Consider the following 18,941-nt stretch of genomic DNA (forward strand, 5'->3'; position numbering starts at 1 on the left):
TGCGCGACTGACTGCGAAAGACAATATGGATAAAGCCATGCAATTCGACCCTTCGTTCCCCTATGACATCCGTGACGAGCGTTTCCGTCAGTACATTGTTGGAAATGCCGGACTGGAAGAACTCTACTCCGGCTGCCGCTGGGCAGAAGGCCCCGTCTGGTTTGCCGACATGGATTGCCTGTTGTGGAGCGACATTCCCAACCAGCGCATTCTGCGCTGGGTTCCTGATGGACATGTCTCGGTTTTTCGCCAGCCATCCAATTTCACCAACGGTAACACCCGTGATCGCCAGGGCAGGCTCGTATCCTGCGAACATGGCGGCCGACGTGTCACACGCACCGAAATAGACGGATCGATTACCGTTCTGGCTGATAGCTATAACGGCAAGCGGCTCAACTCACCCAACGACGTCGTCGTCCGCTCAGATGACACGATCTGGTTTACCGATCCGACCTACGGCATCCTCTCCGACTACGAGGGTTACAAGGCAGAACCCGAACAGCAGACACGTAATGTCTACCGCCTCGACCCGGCGTCCGGTGAAATCACCATCGTGGTGGATGACTTTGGGCAGCCGAACGGCCTGGCCTTCTCGCCCGATGAAACAAAGCTTTATGTCGCGGATTCATCATCCAGCCACGACATCACTCGCCCACGCCATATTCGCGTCTTTGACGTTGTTGACGGCAAGACCCTGGCGAATGGCCGGGAATTCTGCGCACTGGACAATGGTCTGCCAGACGGGTTCCGCCTCGATACGCTCGGCAATGTCTGGACGAGCGCTGCCGATGGCGTGCACTGCTTCTCGCCAGAAGGAAAACTGCTCGGCAAGGTTTTGGTGCCGCAGACGGTTGCCAATGTCACTTTCGGCGGTCCCCGCAAGAACCGCCTGTTCATCACCGCAACCAAATCGCTTTATTCGGTTTATGTTGCGGTGACCGGAGCCGTTTGACGCCTGAAATTTCAGGTAACCGCAGGCTCACGCAGCCTGCGGACGCCCCCAGATCGGGAACGGGTCGGGCAGGTCGCGATACATCTCGGCTTCAAAATGCTGCAGATCCGTTCCGACGAGGCAGGCGTCAAGCGCAGCACGAATGGCCTGTTCATCCATACCCGAACCAATAAATACCAATTCCTGTCGGCGATCACCCCAAACCGGATGCCAGCGCTTCTCCATTGCATCGAGAAAATCGGGATGGTCCGGCCAGCGGTTTTTTGGCACCGACACCCACCAACGCCCCATGGGCGACACGCGGGCAATGGCACCGGCCAACGAAAAGTCGCCAGCCCATTCCGGGCGGGTCGCCAGCCAGAAATGTCCTTTGGCACGGATCAAACCGGGCCATGTCTTGTCGACAAATTCTTGAAATTTCTCCGGGTGAAAGGGCTGTTGTGAACGGTAGACGAAACTCTGAATGCCATACTCTTCAGTCTCTGGCACATGATCGGCAAAGCCATACAGTTCCTTGAACCACAAAGGATGTGTCTCGGCCTTTTCCTCGTTGAACAAGCCGGTGTCGAGAACGTCGCTCAATGCGACTTTGCTGAAGTCGGTTTCAATAATCCGTGCATCAGCATTAAGGGCCATGATGATCTTGCGCACGACATCGCGTTGCTCTTCGCTGATATCGGAAACTTTGTTGAGGACGATAACATCGGCAAATTCGATTTGCTCAACCAGCAAATCCACAATCGTCCGTTCATCAGCATCGCCGTTTGATTCACCGCGTTCGCGTAAAAAATCATTCGATCCGTAGTCTTTCAGCAGGTTGATCGCATCAACAACCGTAACCATGGTGTCCAGCCGCGCAATATCCGAGAGGCTGGCGTCATTGTCGTCGCGGAATGAAAAGGTTGCAGCAACCGGCAAAGGCTCTGCAATCCCGGTTCCCTCGATCAGAAGATAGTCGAAACGTTTTTCCTCTGACAATCGACGGACTTCAACAAGCAAATCGTCACGCAATGTGCAACAGATGCAGCCATTCGTCATCTCGACCAGCTTTTCTTCCGAACGCGACAGGTTGCCACCGCCTTCACGAACCAATTCAGCGTCGATGTTTACCTCACTCATATCATTCACAATAACCGCAACGCGCTTTCCTTCACGGTTGTTGAGAATGTGATTAAGCAGTGTCGTCTTTCCCGCACCAAGAAAGCCGGAGAGCACTGTCACCGGCAGTCTGCGATCAATGATATTTGCTGTGGGCATCGGCTATCTTTCTAAAATGTTATAACGTTACATTTAATTATTCGAACCTGACGAACTGTCAAGTTGCAAACGTATATCGATTGGAAAATTGGCCGTGATGACCAGACAAGAGGGCAGTTTGTCACGGTGCCCAGAACGGACAAGGTATGTTCTTTGCCATCACCCTATGCAGCTAACAGTTCATCAGGAAATCAACAGTAAATTGCAATTCGTAAGCCATATATCGTACCGATCAGACTTTTTGCCAATTTTGCTATCATTGCGTGTTTTTCCGCAAAACGTCACTTGTGCACATGAATGTTCAAAATCGATACAAACTATAGAATTTTATAACTTCAACCTGCACCTTGTTTCATCGATGCTTTGGAGGACTGACCAATCACACCACGCATATTGAGGAGACACCATGACAACAATTACGAAGCCGGGCATCATCGCAACGACAACTCTTGCCGCGCTCTTGCTGGCTGGACAGGCTTCCGCGTCAGACGCACTGGTTGACGCCGACTGGCTACAGAAAAACCTCGACAATCCAAAGGTGCGTGTCTTCGAAGTAAGTGTTGATACCGGCGTTTATGAACGTGGTCACATCCCCGGTGCTTTGAATATCAATTGGCATAGAGATTTGGTCGACAAGGAACGTCGTGACATCGCCAAGAAAGAGGACTTTGAAAAGCTTCTGCAAGCATCCGGTGTCGACAAGGACACAACGATCATCCTCTACGGCGACAACAACAATTGGTTTGCAGCCTGGGGTGCATGGATATTCGAAACCTACGGTCTTGGTCAGCAGGTAAAATTGCTCGATGGTGGTCGCAAACTCTGGGAAGCCAAGGGCCTGCCTATAGATACGGCAGCGAAGGAACAGACACCAACCACATTGGCACTGCCGGAGCGTGACACCGCAATTCGTGCGCGCTTTACAGACGTCGTAGCCGTGGCCGAAGGAAAGCACGACATCAAGCTCATCGATATCCGCTCGGCGGATGAGTATTCCGGGAAGATTTTCGCCCCCGAAGGTGTTAAAGAGTTGTCCGTACGTGCCGGTCATATTCCCGGCGCGGTCAACGTGCCTTGGGGCAGCATCGTCAATCAGGACGGCACCTTCAAAAGCGTTGATGAAATCAAAAAGATTTACGCAGACAAAGGTGTTGATGGCAGTGCGCCCATCATTACCTATTGCCGCATTGGTGAGCGTTCCAGCCACACATGGTTCGCGCTGAAAAAGATCCTCGGTTACGACGTCAAAAACTACGACGGCTCCTGGACGGAATATGGCAATGCCGTTGGCGTTCCCATCAGCAATCCATCCGGCACCGTCTGGACTGGCAAATAAACACATTTCGGCTTGAGCTTTTCATGGGCTTTTCAATATGACGAGCGGCGTGATCTCTGCGCCGCTCGTCAATGTGTAAATTCGATTGATCAGAGCGGTCCACGCGGACCTGATGCAGTAAAGTGGCTCTGAAAGCATAATGAGAGTGTTTATGAGCCCATCAATCGGCCGGGCGGCCATTTCTCTGTTGCTGATCGCTCTGGTCAGTTGGTGGTCCATTTCTCTCGCAACAGATGCCACTGGCCGAATACTCTCGCTGTCTCTTATTCTTGGCTTGCTTTTTGGCATCGTCCTTCAGCGCGGACGTTTCTGCTTTCTCTGCAATTTCAGAGACTTTATCGAGCACCGTAAAATAGATGGTGTTCTATCCATTCTGATCGCCCTCGGTTTTGGGATCGTTTTTTACACTGTGATCATCATGGCCTGGGTTCCTGTGCCACAGCCAGATCGTCTGCCACCCAATGCCCATATCAGTCCAGTCGGTTGGGTTATGGCGCTTGCGTCGACTGCCTTTGGTTTCGGTGCAGCCCTCTCCGGCTCTTGCCTGTCAGGACATCTCTACCGGATTGGCGAGGGTGCTTTCGGATCCATTATTGCCATCCTTGGCGCTGCCTTGGGTTTTCTGATCGGCTTCCTGACATGGAACAGTCTGTTCACATTGGCGGTGCATGATGACCCTCCTCTGTGGTTACCCCATATATTCGGGCATGGCGGCGCACTTATCGCCGGGCTTATCGGCGTGGTTGCACTCATCATCATCACCTTGTGGCTTGGCAAACGGCAACCACAGCCTCCTTCCGATGACAACAAAAACTACCTGTCATTAGCAGGACAGGCGGTCTTCTCACACCGATGGCCGCCGGTCCTGACCGGCATCCTCGTTGCCGCAATCGGCGCGTTCGCCTATCTCAGAATTGCGCCTATCGGCGTCACTGCAGAACTCGGCAGTCTGGTGCGCACAGCCGCCACACCCACCGGTTTCGCACCGCAAACCCTCGCTGGTCTCGATACGTTGCGAGGCTGTGTTGCGGCCGTTAAAATCACACTCCTGTCTCCCAATGGTGTGTTTGTCATCGGTCTAATCATCGGTGCTTTTGCAAGCGCAGTAAATGCCAGACAGTTCCAACCGTCCTGGCCGGATGGAAAGGGCTTGGCGCGTCGGCTCATTGGTGGGGTGCTGATGGGTTGGGGGGCAATGACCGGACTGGGTTGCACAATCGGCGTTCTGCTTTCCGGCATTCAGGCAGGCGCTGTCTCTGGCTGGGTTTTCCTTGTCTTTTGTTCGCTCGGCGCTGCCGTTGGCCTTTTGACCCTCAGACGCGGTTGGCTTTGATCCCCAGAAGTTATCATTCAGACCTATGTCTCGGTCTGAAGCTGCAGTCATCACTGAATATGCTGGCATGGCCACAAGTCACAACGATCTTTGTCGTCATTCTTGCCACCGTGGTTGTGTCTGAATGGATTTTTGCCGGGGTGAGAAAGGCAATCAGCTGATAACTCCGGCATCAGCTCTCGCGAAAACATAATAGTCTAAACTACCATCATCAGACGACATACCGCGACAACCGACGTTGTCGCGGATCTACGGAACTAAATCGCCGGCGGAACGGTTTTTGACGACGCGCACGGAGATGTCATGACAGCCGCCGGAGAAAACCAGCCCCGCATTCGCACGGTCTTTGCTGCCTTGATGGTGGTGATGCTGCTCGCTTCACTTGATCAGACGATCGTTTCAACCGCCTTGCCAACCATTGTCGGTGAACTCGGCGGTCTGGAACATCTGTCCTGGATCGTGACCTCCTACATGTTGGCGACAACGGTGGTGACACCGCTGTATGGCAAATTGGGTGATCTCTACGGTCGCAAGGTCGTGTTGCAGACGGCAATCGTGCTGTTTCTTCTCGGCTCGGCCCTTTGCGGCATGAGCACCTCGATGTTCGAGCTGATTGTCTACCGGGCTCTTCAGGGTTTTGGTGGTGGCGGCCTGATGGTCACGACCATGGCAGTCGTCGGAGATATCATTCCACCGAAGGAACGGGGGCGGTATCAGGGCCTTTTCGGCGCGGTGTTCGGATTGGCAACGGTGCTGGGACCGCTGATCGGCGGCTTTATGGTTGATCATCTCACATGGCGCTGGATCTTCTACATCAACCTGCCGCTCGGGCTGATTGCCGTGCTTGTCATTGGTGCGGTCCTGCCTCGCACAACAGTTGGATCGCGCCCGAGCATTGATTATGCCGGTGCGGTGCTGCTGGCCACATGCCTGACGTCACTCATATTGCTGACCAGCCTTGGTGGACAAACATTGGGCTGGACGTCTGCGGGGGCGCTTGGACTCGTTGCGGTGATGATCGTATCGTTCGTGTCATTTATTGCCATGGAGCGTCGGGCGACAGCACCGATCTTTCCGTTGCACCTGTTCTCCATCAGGATTTTCGCGGTTTGCGCAGCGGTCAGCCTGGTCGTCGGATTGGCGATGTTCGGCTCCGTCACCTATCTGCCGCTTTACATGCAGGTTGTGAAAGGTTTGTCGCCGCTATCGGCTGGCATGCACCTTACGCCGATGATGGCAGGGGTTCTGGTCAGTTCGATTGCCAGTGGCCAGATCATCAGTCGTACCGGGCGCTATCGACTGTTCCCTATTGTCGGGACTGCGGTCATGACAACAGGTCTCTGGCTTTTATCGACACTGTCTGTCGATACGCCCGTCTGGACTGCGGCGGGTTACGCGCTGGTGCTGGGTTTTGGTCTGGGCATGGTGATGCAGGTTCTCGTACTGGCCGCGCAAAATGCCGTCCGTTATGAGGATCTCGGCGTGGCAACCTCGGGTGTTACGCTTTTCCGCTCGATTGGCGGTTCTGTCGGTGTTTCGATCTTCGGGGCAATCTTTGTCGCCGCCCTAGCAGCCGGCATTGCCGGGCTCGGTGGAAACATACCAACAGGGCTGGATCCGGCAGCAATTGCTGCGCTTCCGCAGGAAACACGTAACCTTTACCACCATGCATTCACAGAAGCATTACATCCGATTTTTGTGACGGCGGCGGTCATTGCTGCTGTGGCGTTTCTTCTGACGCTTCTTCTTAAGGACATCCCACTTCGCGCATCACACCGATCCGAAGATATCGTGACAACGCTGGCCATGCCGCGCAACGCGCATTCAGTTGACGAGTTGGAGCGGATCGTAATCGCGCTGGAGCAGCAGGAAAACAGGGCTGCAGTGCTGAAGGATGTAGCCCTGACGGCCAATCTCGACATGCCCCCGCCTGTACTCTGGGTTCTACTAAAAACCGGAAAGGAGGGCGCAATTTCACCTGACGATCCCGCCATGGCTGCACCGCTGATTGATCTGACATTACTCCGGAAAATCGATGGCAGTGATGTTGAACTCACGCAGGCGGGACACATCATCTACGATCGAATAGTGGCCATTTATCAAGACCGCTTCGCAAAGCTCGTTGCCAACTGGGAACCTGAGCACCACGACGAGGCGAGGGCAATGCTCAATCGCCTGGCGACATCTATTCTGTCAGAACCACCGGTATGACGGCTTCTGTCGGCATGAGACCTGCAGATAGTTTCAATTGGCACGGCATTGTCGAAAGTTTTTAGATCAATTGAATAGAAAGTTTGTTTGCCAAGCTTATACAGGAAAATATACGATGCCATCAATCATGTGCCGGTGCGGTACAAGACTTCGTTACGGAGAAATACCAAATCCTATAGAGTGGTTGGCTATTTCAGATACCAACTACGATCAGTTCACAAACACCGTTGAAGCTGAACAGCTTTACTCAGAGTTCACGCATATACTCAAATGCCAAAACTGCGGTCGGCTTTGGATTTACTGCGACGGATTTGGCAACGAGCCGACTTGTTATTTGCCCGAGCGAATAGACCTGCCTTAGGTCAGATAGGGCTGTCTTACAAACCGACCGCTGACGATCTTCTGTGAATGAGCGGCTTCATGCGACCGTCAAAATTCCCGTCATAGATGGCGTGGCATGAGAAGCGGCGATGTCGAAAAAAGCAGAAAGGCTGCCTTGGCTCTTATTCCCTGAAACTCAGTGCTTAGAGCCGATTTCTGTACAACGTCAGCTCCCGGTCTATGAGCCAAGAATTGATAAACCAAAATTTGTAGATTGACACATATATGAAACCGGTTACATTTACCGATGTAAACGGTTTCATTGGAAAATCCGTTGCTTGGAGGAGCAAAATTTTCATGTCCATACACTTGAGGTTTGCTGCAACAAAAGTTTGCGCAGACTAACGTCCGCTTTTGACATTGTTGTCCCAACTTCTTCGATTTCGTCCTCGACGTAATGGAAGCTGGGGCAGACGTTTGTTCATTGATGCGGCAGTACGGTCCAGTCAGACCACGTCTTGGGTCGGGATCGACATCTAACCCGCAGTCTATCTGAAACAGACGACACCACACATTGGAGGCTGCTTTTTCACCTCCGGCTGCAGGGCCGGGGAGGGTGGCGCTTGCGTGTCGTTTATCGCTCAAACGAAAAGGGAGTTACGCGTTTGAAATCCTTGAAATCAACATTCACAGGTATGGCATTTGTCGCAGCAATGGCGGCAGTTATCGCAAATCCTGTTCTGGCTGACGACAACAAAACCCTGCCAATCGCAGCGCAGATGTACACATTGCGCGATGCAGGCACGCTTGAAGAGCAGTTTGCCATTCTCAACCGCGCCGGCGTCTCGGCAGTGGAAACCGTCGACATGCAGAAGGTCAGCGCAGAAGAATTGTCCGCGCTGCTTGAGAAACACAAGATCAAGGTGATCTCGTCACATGTGCCTATCGACAAGCTGCGCGGCAATCTGGACGACGTCATTGCCGAGCAGAAGGCCGTTGGCAACCCGGTTGTGACCGTGCCATTCCTCAAGCCGGAAGATCGCCCAGCGGATGCTGCTGCATGGACGGCATTTGGCAAGGAGCTTGGTGGTTACGCAGACAAGCTGGCTGCTGCCGGTTTGGCCATGTCCTATCACAATCATGACTTTGAAATGGTCAAGTTTGACGGCAAGACAGCACTTGAGCTTCTGCTCGACGCTGCCGGTCCCAAGCTTCAGAGCGAGCTTGATGTTGCCTGGGTAGCACGCAGCGGCACGGACCCGGCAGAGTTTCTCGGCACATTGAACGGGCGGGTATTTGCGATCCACGCGAAGGATAATGCACCTGCGGGCACAGCGGAAAATGAACGTGGTTTTGCCACCCTCGGCACCGGCGTTCTGGATTGGAAAACAATCTTGCCAGCGGCCAAAAAGGCCGGCGCGAAATGGTTCATCCTTGAACACGACATGCCGCTTGATGCCGAAGCCGTCCTGACCAAGGGCAACTCCTTCCTCAACGAACACCTGCCAACAATTCAGTAATGCAACAACCATTCCCCGGTGGTCACACTACCGGGGAATAGCAGGCGCATGTGATCAACATAATTTTTCCCGTCGATATCTCGGCAGGACCGATGAGTTGCGCCTTTTTTCCAAACAACAGTTAGAGGGATTATCATGGCGAACAATCATTACGACGCGATTGTTGTCGGTTCGGGGATCAGCGGAGGCTGGGCCGCAAAAGAACTCACACAAAAGGGTCTAAAAGTTCTTCTTCTTGAACGTGGCAGAAACATCGAACACATTACCGATTACCAGAATGCGGACAAGGAAGCCTGGGACTACCCTCACCGCAATCGTGCCACGCAGGAAATGAAGGCAAAGTATCCGGTTCTAAGCCGCGATTATCTGTTGGAAGAAGCCACACTCGGCATGTGGGCCGATGAACAGGAAACGCCTTATGTCGAAGAAAAACGTTTCGACTGGTTCCGCGGATATCATGTCGGTGGTCGCTCGCTCCTTTGGGGACGCCAGACCTATCGCTGGTCACAGACCGATTTCGAGGCCAACGCCAAGGAAGGCATCGCAGTCGACTGGCCTATTCGCTACCAGGATGTTGCACCATGGTATGACTACGTTGAACGGTTTGCAGGCATTTCCGGCAGCAAAGAAGGGCTCGATATCCTTCCTGATGGTGAATTCCTCCCACCAATCCCTTTGAACTGTGTCGAAGAAGATGTGGCACGTCGACTGAAGGACAGGTTCAAGGGCACGCGTCACCTGATCAATTCCCGCTGCGCCAACATCACGCAGGAACTCCCTGATCAGGATCGCACCCGCTGTCAGTTCAGAAACAAGTGTCGGTTGGGCTGTCCGTTCGGCGGCTATTTCAGCACGCAGTCATCGACCCTGCCTGCAGCCGTCGCGACCGGCAATCTTACCCTGCGGCCGTTCTCAATCGTCAAGGAAATCCTTTACGACAAGGACAAGAAGAAGGCCCGCGGTGTCGAGATCATCGATGCCGAAACCAACATGACCTACGAATATACCGCGGACATTATCTTCCTGAATGCCTCGACGTTGAATTCGACGTGGGTGCTGATGAACTCAGCCACCGACGTGTGGGAAGGGGGATTGGGAAGCAGTTCCGGCGAACTCGGCCACAATGTCATGGACCATCATTTCCGCATGGGTGCGACGGGTGAGGTCGAAGGATTTGACGAGTTCTATTTCAAGGGACGCCGCCCGGCAGGTTTCTACATTCCTCGCTTCCGCAACATCGGCGATGAAAAGCGTAAATATCTGCGTGGTTTTGGTTATCAGGGTTCGGCAAGCCGCTCCCGCTGGGAGCGCGAAATCGCCGAGATGAATATTGGAGCAGATTATAAAGACGCGTTGACTGAACCAGGCGGCTGGACAATCGGCATGACAGCCTTTGGCGAGATGCTGCCCTACCACGAAAATCGCGTGAAGCTTGACCAGAACAAAAAGGACAAATGGGGGCTGCCGGTCCTTTCGATGAATGTCGAGTTGAAACAAAACGAACTCGATATGCGTGAAGACATGGTGAATGACGCTGTTGAAATGTTTGAGGCCGTCGGCATCAAAAACGTCAAACCGACCCGAGGCAGCTATGCACCCGGTATGGGTATTCACGAAATGGGAACGGCGCGCATGGGCCGCGATCCAAAGTCTTCGGTTCTGAATGGCAACAACCAGGTGTGGGATGCTCCTAATGTGTTCGTGACAGATGGTGCCTGCATGACGTCTGCCGCCTGTGTAAATCCGTCTCTCACCTACATGGCGCTGACGGCACGTGCTGCCGATTTTGCGGTGTCAGAGCTCAAGAAGGGAAATCTGTAATGAACAGACGTGAACTGCTAAGACTTATCACGGTTGCGACAGGCATCTCTCTCGTCGGCGCCGATGTCGCCTTCAGTCTGGATAAAGCCGCTGCGGCAAAGCCCGACCAACTGTTTACTCCGGAGGACATCCGTTTCCTGGATGAGGTGGCTGAAACCATCATCCCTCGGACATCCACCCCCGGCGCGAAAGACGCCGAGGTCGGCGCCTTCATGGCTGTTTATGCTGCCGATTGTTATACGGAAGACCAAAAGAAGCTCTTCCATTCTTCAATTTCACAGATTGAAGGCAGCAGCCAGGAAAAACATAAAAAGCCATTTCTCAGCCTGACAGCTAAAGAGCGGGAGGATGTCATTCTGGCTTTGGACAAAAAGGCCAGGGCAGAACAGACCCCAACCAATCCACAGGCATTCACCCTCGTCAAGCAGCTGACATTGTTCGGCTTTTTCACATCGAAAATCGGTGCAACCGAAGTTCTTGTATATGACGAAATCCCGGGCGAATACGAAACCTGCGTCCCTTACAAAAAGGGTACGCCCGCTTGGGGCACAGCCTGAGTTTATGTCCGTTCGTCCCGCGCGCCCCGCGTGCGGGACTTTTGATTTGCAAGACAAGGATGAAAAAATGCGTATTTCAATATTGTTGGCAGCGGTCTTGATGGCTGCGAGCGCTATGCCGGCGCGATCCGAGGGCGATGCCGCCAAGGGTGAAACAGTATTCAAACGCTGTTCGGCCTGTCATGCCATCGGGGAGGGCGCCAAAAACAAAGTTGGTCCCCAACTCAATGCTATCATTGGCCGTACTGCTGGCAGCTTGCCGGAGTACAATTATTCCAACGCCATGAAAAAGGCGGGTGAAGAAGGCCAAATCTGGACCTCGGAAGAATTGAAGGCGTTTCTCAGCGCTCCCAAAAAGAAAATACCTGGTAACAAAATGTCTTCAGCCGGAGTGAGCAAACCGGCAGACCTCGACAATCTCATCGCTTACATTGAGAGCGCATCGAAGTCCTCGGCGGACTAATCACGCCAGGATTTGATAAAAACCGCCTGGGGACGCATGGAACAAAAAGTCGAAACGAAAGTTTTGACACAGCCAAACCTCGTTTTCCCCCCGGGGTGTGGCTCTCGATGCGATCTCGGCACGTCTTTCAACAGGACGTGCCACTTTTTTGCGCTCGACCTTAACTGAGCGGCAGCGGTGTAGGACGACGGAAACGTTGTTGCAGAAAACTTGCCGTCTTGTACCGCACTCCCGCAGGTCTTTCCGGATCCGCAAATTCTGATTCAGCGAACACCTCATCAGCAGCGGTGAGTTCACGGATAGGCACAGGAATCAGGCCGCGGCCTGCATGCTGATTGAGGGTCTCGACAGCTTTGATCAATGAGCCCGAGGCTTTGATCTCCTCAGACACCCTTTCAACCGCGCATCCGAGGTGTTCGGCAATAAGCGTGTCTCTTATTCTGGTGATTGTTGCACGCGTTGAGTAATCATTTGCTTCAATCGCGATGTCACATTCCGTATCAAAACCCATTGAACGATTGTTGAGATTGGCTGAACCAAGTTTCAGAATATTCTCATCGGCAATCATGATCTTTGCATGAACATAGATCGGTGAGCGATTTTCATTCACTGGGTACAGCACCCGGAAGCGGTCGAAAATATCGGCATCCGTAACAAGTTTCATCAACCGAACGCGAGCAGAATCCATCGTTTTTGCCTCGAGCCAACCTCCTGCGCCTTCAGGATTGATGACCAGCACCTCCGGCCCGTCTTGCTCTCCGAGACGCGCAGCAATCGCCTCTGCGATGCGCCTCGATGCAAAATACTGGCTTTCGATGTATAGAGATTTTCGCGCCGACGCGATCATTGCGAGTTTGACCGTCTCAACTTCGCTGATCTGCGGTCTGCTTTCGTACTGCGGTGCGGTTCTGGAAATGGCGATCTCGACACCAGACAAGTCGACATCGAGACCATCCGGCCAGATTTGATCTGCACCTTCGCTTTTCGAAAGCTTTTCACCTGTCGCATAATACCAACGAGTTCGAGCCAATTCACCCAGCGCTGCCGCCGCCGGGCCTGACACGCACGTCGTGGCGTCATGCCAAGGACCTTGCGCAAAGCCCATGGGTGATCGACGTCGAGGTTCATTATCGCGGTGGTCAGTTGTGTCCCAACGCCCAACAGTCATATCGATCCCGCCACAAAATGCGAGCTCATCGTCAATGACAAGAAGTTTCATGTGATGAGCCGACATTGCGGGATGCGCACCGTCGAGCTTCAGGTGGATTTGATTGGAAAACATCCATTTCAAAACGTAGAAGGGCGTCTCTCCTCGCGCCAGCGAATTGATCACGCCGAGGTCCCACTTCAGAATCCGTATTTCGAGATCGGAATTGCGCGCCGCCAGCCAATCCAGCAACGGCCCTACTTTCACAGGCGCTTCATCATCCTTGCCATCATGTGCAAGCTCGATCCGGGTATCGAAATCCCATCCGATCAACATGATGTTGCGTTTGGCTTTCAGCATCGCATTGCGCGCATGCCTGAAGAATTTGTCCGCATCGACGATCACCGAAGCGCGATCTGCCTTAATCAAGCGCCAACATGTTTCGCCAGCCACCAAAATCGACACTTTGCCACCTTTTCAAAATGCTAACACATAAACTGCTCGTCACGACCGGAATGACACTTCGACTTCAATCTCGATTAGGGACTTTCGGTGCTTGAATACCCCACGCGCGTACGACCGCGATGTGAACGGGAGAGGAGCAAAATCGTTCCCTCTTCCGATCAGTGGTCACATGCAAATATCAATATTACAGGACAACCCGTTGCATGCCTTACGACAAAGGAGAGAACGGCTGCTTACAAGCAGGTTAAAACTGGCAAAGTTGAGAAAACTTACAGACGCCTCAAATATCGCTACTTCCTTGTTTTTGAGGTTTTTTGAAGATGATCGGCTGCTGCTTTAGAGTCCAAACCTAAAATAATCGGAACAAAACGCCTCTGGCATGGTTTGGTTTTTGAGAGAAGGAGACCACAATGCAAAAAATCATTATTCCAGTTCTTGTTGCTCTGTCGCTGGCAGCATGTTCCTCAACGGAGCGCGGTGCAACCGTCGGCGCAGCAGGTGGCGCCATCATAGGTGGCGCAGCAACCGGCAATCTGCGCGGTGCGGCTGTCGGTGCTGCAGTAGGCGGTGTTTCGGGCGCATTGATCGGTAGCGTCGCGGACCAGCCAGGCCAGTGCTACTACCGTGACCGCAACGGAAATCGTTACATCGACCGTTGCTGATCATCTTTCAACACCGCCGCAATGGTATAGCCACCCGCAGATAAGCTTATGCGGGTGGCTATATCTATACCGGCGCATTGCACTATTGTGCGCAATGAGAAATCAAGGCCACAGTGCATCCCTTGGATTCAATATCAACAACGAGATTATCAGCTTGTCTCGCAACAGGACAATCACAACAGGGCAATCGCCACTCATGAGCCGGTTTGAAGATACTGAAATCGCCATTTCCCAGCGACTTAAAGCGTTGAAGGCAAAGCCTGACAAAACACTCAATCGGCCTGATATTGATGAGCCATTAAAGGCAGATGGGTTCACCGACGACGAAATTACGGCTGTCCTGAATGCGCTCGAACAAGATAAAGTCCTTGCCTTTTTACCGGGGAACAGGCTGTCGGTGCTCAAAGCAATTCCATAAACTGTCGAATTAAAAGGCCTAGCATTGACAGGTTTGGCTTGTCGAATGTCAATACAGCGCCCCGGGGGCACTACTTATGTGACATTTGAGGTCGATGGTTGCCGCTTCGGCTGCAGCCCTGCATAGAGGTACAGTTTCTCAGGGTTGACTTTGTGCTAAAATAGAACAAAATGAGAACATTCACGGAATGTTATTCTCGGGAGTTCTCCATGTCTCAACAACTCGCTTTTAATATTTATCCTGATGACATCACCGGGCCCGTCTCTGGCGAAGTCGATCTAGCTGCGGCCGTGCTGGCGGCCCATGACGGGGATGCGCTGTCTGCAATCAGAAACCTTATGGCAGATGCCGACTTCTTGCGCGATCAATTATATCGAGCCTCTAAGGTCATGAGCCATGGAATGGTTCGGGGGTGGAGGCCACGTTACGAGCGCCCGGCGTAAAGCATGAGATAAACTCTGCCAGTTGCCGCGATTGGGGACATTCCCTTTCAATTATTGGCATACTACCAGTCGATTGTCCTTTGACGTACCGAGACCGATTGAGATGATCCGAGCCTTGCAAATGTTTCCGGGCCATTCATACTCATCTCTAAAACATCGCGGTAAAGCGGATCCGTGGAGAGGAAACAGGTTGAACAGGAAGATTTTTCAGAACCGAACGGAATGGTATAATGTAAATGGCCAGATCCATAACGATAATGGGCCTGCCATCAGTTACAATAATGGCAAACAGGAATGGCTGGTAAACGGCCGACATCACCGTGTTGATGGTCCAGCCCTATCTTCACCAAATGGCTATTGTGAGTGGTGGCTTGATGGTAAACGCCATCGCAAGGACGGGCCTGCAATAGAGTGGCCTAACGGTGATCAACAGTGGTACTTGAATGGCGAGCTTCACCGCCTTGATGGACCAGCGATCATGATTCAAAGCACCAGATTTTATTATATCGCGGGCGAGGGCCGCCCCGAGGAAGAATTTCAGGCATGAGTTCGGGCTGATGAGTAAGCCACAGATGAAATTTATCCTCAGCTGATCTCGGATCGTCATAACGTTCTTGGCCAATAATCAGTGAGAAATGTGGAGCAGGGTTCAATCCACCCAAAGAATTGAAAGCAATAATAGGCTGCCGGCTGTGGATAAAGGACAATCGATGAGATTGTTCGTATTTTATTAAGTTTGTTCCCAAAGACTACCTCACGGGGGCGATCTTAATCTGAACACGCACGTTGTATGCGTGATCACAATGGAGCCGACCCATGTTTCTGCGTACCGTGCTTATCGTCGATGACGAGCCTCTGATTAGAATAATGCTCACTGAAGTCCTCGAAGATGAGGGCTATCAAGTAATCCAGGCCAAAAACGCTCTGGAAGCGATCGTCGCTCTTGAAGCGCGCCAAGTCGATGCTGTTATTACTGATGTAGAAATGCCCTGCGGCATCAATGGCGTCGATCTCGCCCGACATATAAGGTCCACCAAAGCCAGCATATCCGTTATCGTGACTTCGGGTGGTCGATCTATCGGCGCTGACGAGCTGCCAAACGGTGTGAAATTTATTCCAAAACCTTACGACGTCGGTTTTCTTATCGACACGCTGAGTGAGCTGCTTTCCCACTGGGGTGAAAATCAACCATCACGCGTGGTCGGTCGAGGAGCCTGAGGTTCGCAGCCTGCTCCTTAGCAGTATCCTGGCGCAAGAGTTTGCGACCATGAAGGACCGATTATCGGCGCTGAGGCGCCGTGGTCGACCCCTATACTTTCCGCTACAAGCTAGATTTCACCGGAGCCCATAACAGCCCACTAATCGGTCTATACAAGCCCATCGGAAATTTTGACCAGTTGCGCCACCGATGTCGCTTTCATCTTACGCATCATGTGCCCTCGGTGAAGTTTCACCGTAGGCTCGGCGAGCTCCAGCTCTGCCGCGATCTGCTTGTTCAGCTTACCGGCAATGACAAATGTCATGATCTGCCGCTCACGTTCCGTCAGCGTCATATATCTTGAATGGGTCACAGCTTTTGCTTTTCTTTCGTTGCGGCGCGCAGCATCGTTGGCGATCGCACGGTTTACCGCCTCCAAAAGATCCTGTTCTCGAACCGGCTTGCTGAGAACGTCTATAGCGCCAGCTTTCATGGCCCGCACTGCCATGGGCACATCAACATGGGCGCTAATCAGGACGATCGACCGCGGAAGGTTGCTCTTCGCCAACGCTTCCTGAAATTCCAGGCCGCTTTGCCCGGGAAGCCGGATGTCGAGCACGATACAACCGGCTTTTTCAGGATCATCTGCCGCCATGAACTCCGTGACAGAACCATGCGTTTCGGCAGCAAGCCCCACCGATTCGAACAGCCCTTTCAGCGCTTCGCGTACGTTTTGATCGTCATCAATGATGATGACGGTAGGTTGCCGGTTCTTCCGTTCATCGATCAACGGGTGTTTCCTTAAAATGAGAGAGCGTGAATGTTAACGTGCTTCCACACGGATCGTTAGCGGTTGCCCAGATACGTCCTCCATGCGCTTCCACTATTGAGCGGCAGATGGAAAGGCCCATCCCAATCCCATCAGATTTTGTCGTATAAAACGGCTCGAATATTCTATCGAGTTCGTCAGTAGGTATTCCATTGCCGAAATCGGAAACACTGACCTCAACGTCACCCATCTGGCCCACGTTACAACTGATTTTGATAACAGCTTCCGGACGTTGTGATGTCGCCTCAGCGGCATTCATGATCAAATTTACCAGGACCTGCTGAAGTTGAGTACGATCGCCGAGAACCTCGATAGGTTCAGCCTTCAGTTCTGCAATGACGCCCAAGCCACGCGACCGCAATTCGCCGTGTAAGAGATCCAAAACATCCCTTAGCGCGAGGCTGAAATCCGTGCGTTGTATTTGTGCTGGCGTCTTCTGCGCCATGGAGCGAATGCTTGTTACGATTTCACCGGCACGATGACCGTCATGAACGATCCGTCCGGCGGCCAATCGCGCTTGTTCAAGATCGGTATGTCCCTCCTGAAGCCATCTGAGACAGGTGCCTGCATTGGTTACAATTGCCATGAGCGGCTGATTGATCTCATGAGCAATCGAAACGGCAAGCTCTCCGATCGTCGTCACTCTGGTAACGTGTGCGAGTTGACTTTGACTCTGACGAAGCGAGTCCTCTGCACGTTTGCGGTCTTCAATGTCGACAACGATGCCATACCACCGAACGACGTTGCCGTGAGTATCCAGAAGTGGGCTTTGTCGCAGATTAAACCACCTGTACTGGCCATCGAATCTTCTGATCCGGGCGTCAACAGGCTTGGGTTTTTTCGTCGTGACAACCTCTTCCCAACTCTCACGCATCCGTTCGACATCATCGGGATGAAACATGCGGTAGAACCCGAATCCGACAATCTCTTCAAATGGCAGGCCCACAAAATCGATCAGATTCTGGTTCCAGTATTCAAGTCGGCCATCCGGCGTACAGGACCAGGCCATGGCAGGAATGGTGTTGATGATGAGGCTGAGCTTATGTTCACTTTCCCTAAGTGCCGCTTCGCTTGATCGAAGGGCATCTTCAGCGCATTGCAGGTTTTCAATGTCGATATTGACACCAAACCAGCGCACGACACCATTCGCATCTATCAGCTTTCGTCCCGCAAAATAAAACCAGCGATAGGTTCCATCTGCCCCACGAATGCGCCCTTTCAATCGGGTATGATCTGAATGTTCGAGGTCTCGTTTCCAGATTTCCACCATCTCTGGAATATCGTCGGGGTGATAGAGGTCCAGAAAGCCCCATTCGAGAATTTCGGCGGCTGGTAATCCGGCATAATCAAGCCAGTTCTGGTTCACGAAATCCGCACTTCCATCCGGGCGTGCGGACCAGACCAGGACTGGAAGCGAATTGATGATAAGCCTCAGGTTCTCTTCACTTGCAGCAAGCGCAGATTTGGTCTCTCTGAGAGAGTCTTCAGCCAGTTTCCGATCTTCAATATCGAGAACGACACCGTACCATTTGATGACATCTCCGCCAGAATCAAACCGGGGTTTTTGCCGAAGCGAACACCACCGATATTCGCCGTCGGCACGCCTCAACCTGCCTTCGACTTCCCTCCCTATTTTGGAGATCATGATAGCGCGCCACTCGGAAGCAAGCCGAGTTGTGTCATCGGGGTGGAATAGGAGGTAAAAATTTTCACCCGCAATGTCTGCAAGCGGCAAACCGACATATTCGAGAAAATGCTGATTGGCAAAATCGAGCATGCCGTCAGACGTCGTCGACCACGCCATTGCCGGGATAAGGTCGATGATCGCATCGGTATCCTTATGCTTGTCCAACTTGGTCCCCTACCATTTCGTTGAGCGTAAACGCCCCATGTCAGGTTACGCTGTTTCTCGCCACCGTGTTAGGCGAGATTGATAGACGATGGTCTATTTTCGCACTGCCTTGGTCTAGTTTGCTGTGACCTAGATCGCAATTGAGGGCGGGCCTGA

The 18,941-nt window shown here is 52.6% G+C and carries 17 protein-coding genes and 1 pseudogene; 14 read left to right on the forward strand and 4 right to left on the reverse strand.

Annotated elements, in window-relative coordinates; genetic code table 11:
* Nucleotides 1-37: 37 nt before the first annotated feature.
* Nucleotides 38-952, forward strand: coding sequence for an SMP-30/gluconolactonase/LRE family protein (locus tag PYL13_RS21005; RefSeq protein ID WP_250984908.1), 915 nt, complete (start codon nt 38-40; stop codon nt 950-952).
* 27 nt (nt 953-979) lie between these two features.
* Here PYL13_RS21005 and zigA read toward each other — a convergent pair whose 3' ends face one another.
* On the reverse strand, nt 980-2,209 hold the full coding sequence (gene zigA, locus PYL13_RS21010; protein ID WP_275642209.1) for a zinc metallochaperone GTPase ZigA: 1,230 nt from the start codon (nt 2,207-2,209) through the stop codon (nt 980-982).
* 406 nt (nt 2,210-2,615) lie between these two features.
* On the opposite strand from zigA, the gene PYL13_RS21015 reads away from it, so the two are divergent.
* The 8 genes and pseudogenes from PYL13_RS21015 (at nt 2,616) to PYL13_RS21050 (ending at nt 11,771) form a co-directional block, all read left to right on the forward strand.
* Nucleotides 2,616-3,545, forward strand: a complete 930-nt coding sequence (locus PYL13_RS21015) for a sulfurtransferase (protein WP_275642210.1) — start codon at nt 2,616-2,618, stop codon at nt 3,543-3,545.
* A 151-nt stretch (nt 3,546-3,696) separates the two neighbouring features.
* Nucleotides 3,697-4,878: a YeeE/YedE family protein gene (locus PYL13_RS21020; RefSeq protein WP_275642211.1), complete on the forward strand. Its 1,182-nt coding sequence runs from the start codon at nt 3,697-3,699 to the stop codon at nt 4,876-4,878.
* Between the two features lie 29 nt (nt 4,879-4,907).
* Nucleotides 4,908-5,039 (forward strand): annotated as a pseudogene (locus tag PYL13_RS21025) (phosphonate ABC transporter, permease protein PhnE); the annotation flags it as partial.
* 142 nt (nt 5,040-5,181) lie between these two features.
* A complete protein-coding gene (locus tag PYL13_RS21030; protein WP_275642212.1) occupies nt 5,182-7,089 on the forward strand; it encodes an MDR family MFS transporter in 1,908 nt (635 codons plus the stop codon).
* Between the two features lie 986 nt (nt 7,090-8,075).
* Nucleotides 8,076-8,930, forward strand: coding sequence for a sugar phosphate isomerase/epimerase family protein (locus tag PYL13_RS21035; protein WP_275642213.1), 855 nt, complete (start codon nt 8,076-8,078; stop codon nt 8,928-8,930).
* Between the two features lie 135 nt (nt 8,931-9,065).
* Nucleotides 9,066-10,751 carry a GMC oxidoreductase gene (locus tag PYL13_RS21040; RefSeq protein ID WP_275642214.1) on the forward strand — a complete coding sequence of 562 codons (1,686 nt, stop codon included), beginning with the start codon at nt 9,066-9,068 and terminating at the stop codon, nt 10,749-10,751.
* Nucleotides 10,751-11,308 carry a gluconate 2-dehydrogenase subunit 3 family protein gene (locus PYL13_RS21045; RefSeq protein ID WP_275642215.1) on the forward strand — a complete coding sequence of 186 codons (558 nt, stop codon included), beginning with the start codon at nt 10,751-10,753 and terminating at the stop codon, nt 11,306-11,308. Before PYL13_RS21040 ends, PYL13_RS21045 begins: the two co-directional genes overlap by 1 nt.
* 67 nt (nt 11,309-11,375) lie before the next feature.
* Complete coding sequence (locus PYL13_RS21050) at nt 11,376-11,771, forward strand: c-type cytochrome (protein WP_192489428.1); 396 nt, start codon at nt 11,376-11,378, stop codon at nt 11,769-11,771.
* Between the two features lie 160 nt (nt 11,772-11,931).
* Here the strand turns inward: PYL13_RS21050 and PYL13_RS21055 are convergent, their stop codons facing one another.
* Nucleotides 11,932-13,347, reverse strand: coding sequence for a phospholipase D-like domain-containing protein (locus tag PYL13_RS21055; protein WP_275642217.1), 1,416 nt, complete (start codon nt 13,345-13,347; stop codon nt 11,932-11,934).
* A 446-nt stretch (nt 13,348-13,793) separates the two neighbouring features.
* On the opposite strand from PYL13_RS21055, the gene PYL13_RS21060 reads away from it, so the two are divergent.
* The 5 genes from PYL13_RS21060 (at nt 13,794) to PYL13_RS21080 (ending at nt 16,124) form a co-directional block, all read left to right on the forward strand.
* Nucleotides 13,794-14,045 carry a glycine zipper domain-containing protein gene (locus PYL13_RS21060; RefSeq protein WP_192489141.1) on the forward strand — a complete coding sequence of 84 codons (252 nt, stop codon included), beginning with the start codon at nt 13,794-13,796 and terminating at the stop codon, nt 14,043-14,045.
* A gap of 196 nt (nt 14,046-14,241) precedes the next feature.
* Complete coding sequence (locus PYL13_RS21065) at nt 14,242-14,463, forward strand: hypothetical protein (RefSeq protein WP_192489142.1); 222 nt, start codon at nt 14,242-14,244, stop codon at nt 14,461-14,463.
* A gap of 209 nt (nt 14,464-14,672) precedes the next feature.
* Nucleotides 14,673-14,906: a hypothetical protein gene (locus tag PYL13_RS21070; protein ID WP_275642218.1), complete on the forward strand. Its 234-nt coding sequence runs from the start codon at nt 14,673-14,675 to the stop codon at nt 14,904-14,906.
* Nucleotides 14,907-15,096: 190 nt separating this feature from the next.
* Entirely contained in the window at nt 15,097-15,453 is a 357-nt protein-coding gene (locus PYL13_RS21075) for a hypothetical protein (protein WP_275642219.1), read from the forward strand.
* Between the two features lie 269 nt (nt 15,454-15,722).
* Nucleotides 15,723-16,124: a response regulator gene (locus PYL13_RS21080; RefSeq protein WP_192489145.1), complete on the forward strand. Its 402-nt coding sequence runs from the start codon at nt 15,723-15,725 to the stop codon at nt 16,122-16,124.
* Between the two features lie 149 nt (nt 16,125-16,273).
* Here the strand turns inward: PYL13_RS21080 and PYL13_RS21085 are convergent, their stop codons facing one another.
* Both PYL13_RS21085 and PYL13_RS21090 read right to left on the reverse strand, forming a co-directional pair.
* Nucleotides 16,274-16,894, reverse strand: a complete 621-nt coding sequence (locus tag PYL13_RS21085) for a response regulator transcription factor (RefSeq protein WP_275642220.1) — start codon at nt 16,892-16,894, stop codon at nt 16,274-16,276.
* Nucleotides 16,884-18,785, reverse strand: coding sequence for a PAS domain-containing sensor histidine kinase (locus PYL13_RS21090; RefSeq protein ID WP_275642221.1), 1,902 nt, complete (start codon nt 18,783-18,785; stop codon nt 16,884-16,886). Before PYL13_RS21090 ends, PYL13_RS21085 begins: the two co-directional genes overlap by 11 nt.
* Nucleotides 18,786-18,941: the final 156 nt, after the last annotated feature.

The sequence above is a fragment of the Agrobacterium sp. Azo12 genome, from assembly GCF_029193765.2.
Classification (GTDB): domain Bacteria; phylum Pseudomonadota; class Alphaproteobacteria; order Rhizobiales; family Rhizobiaceae; genus Agrobacterium.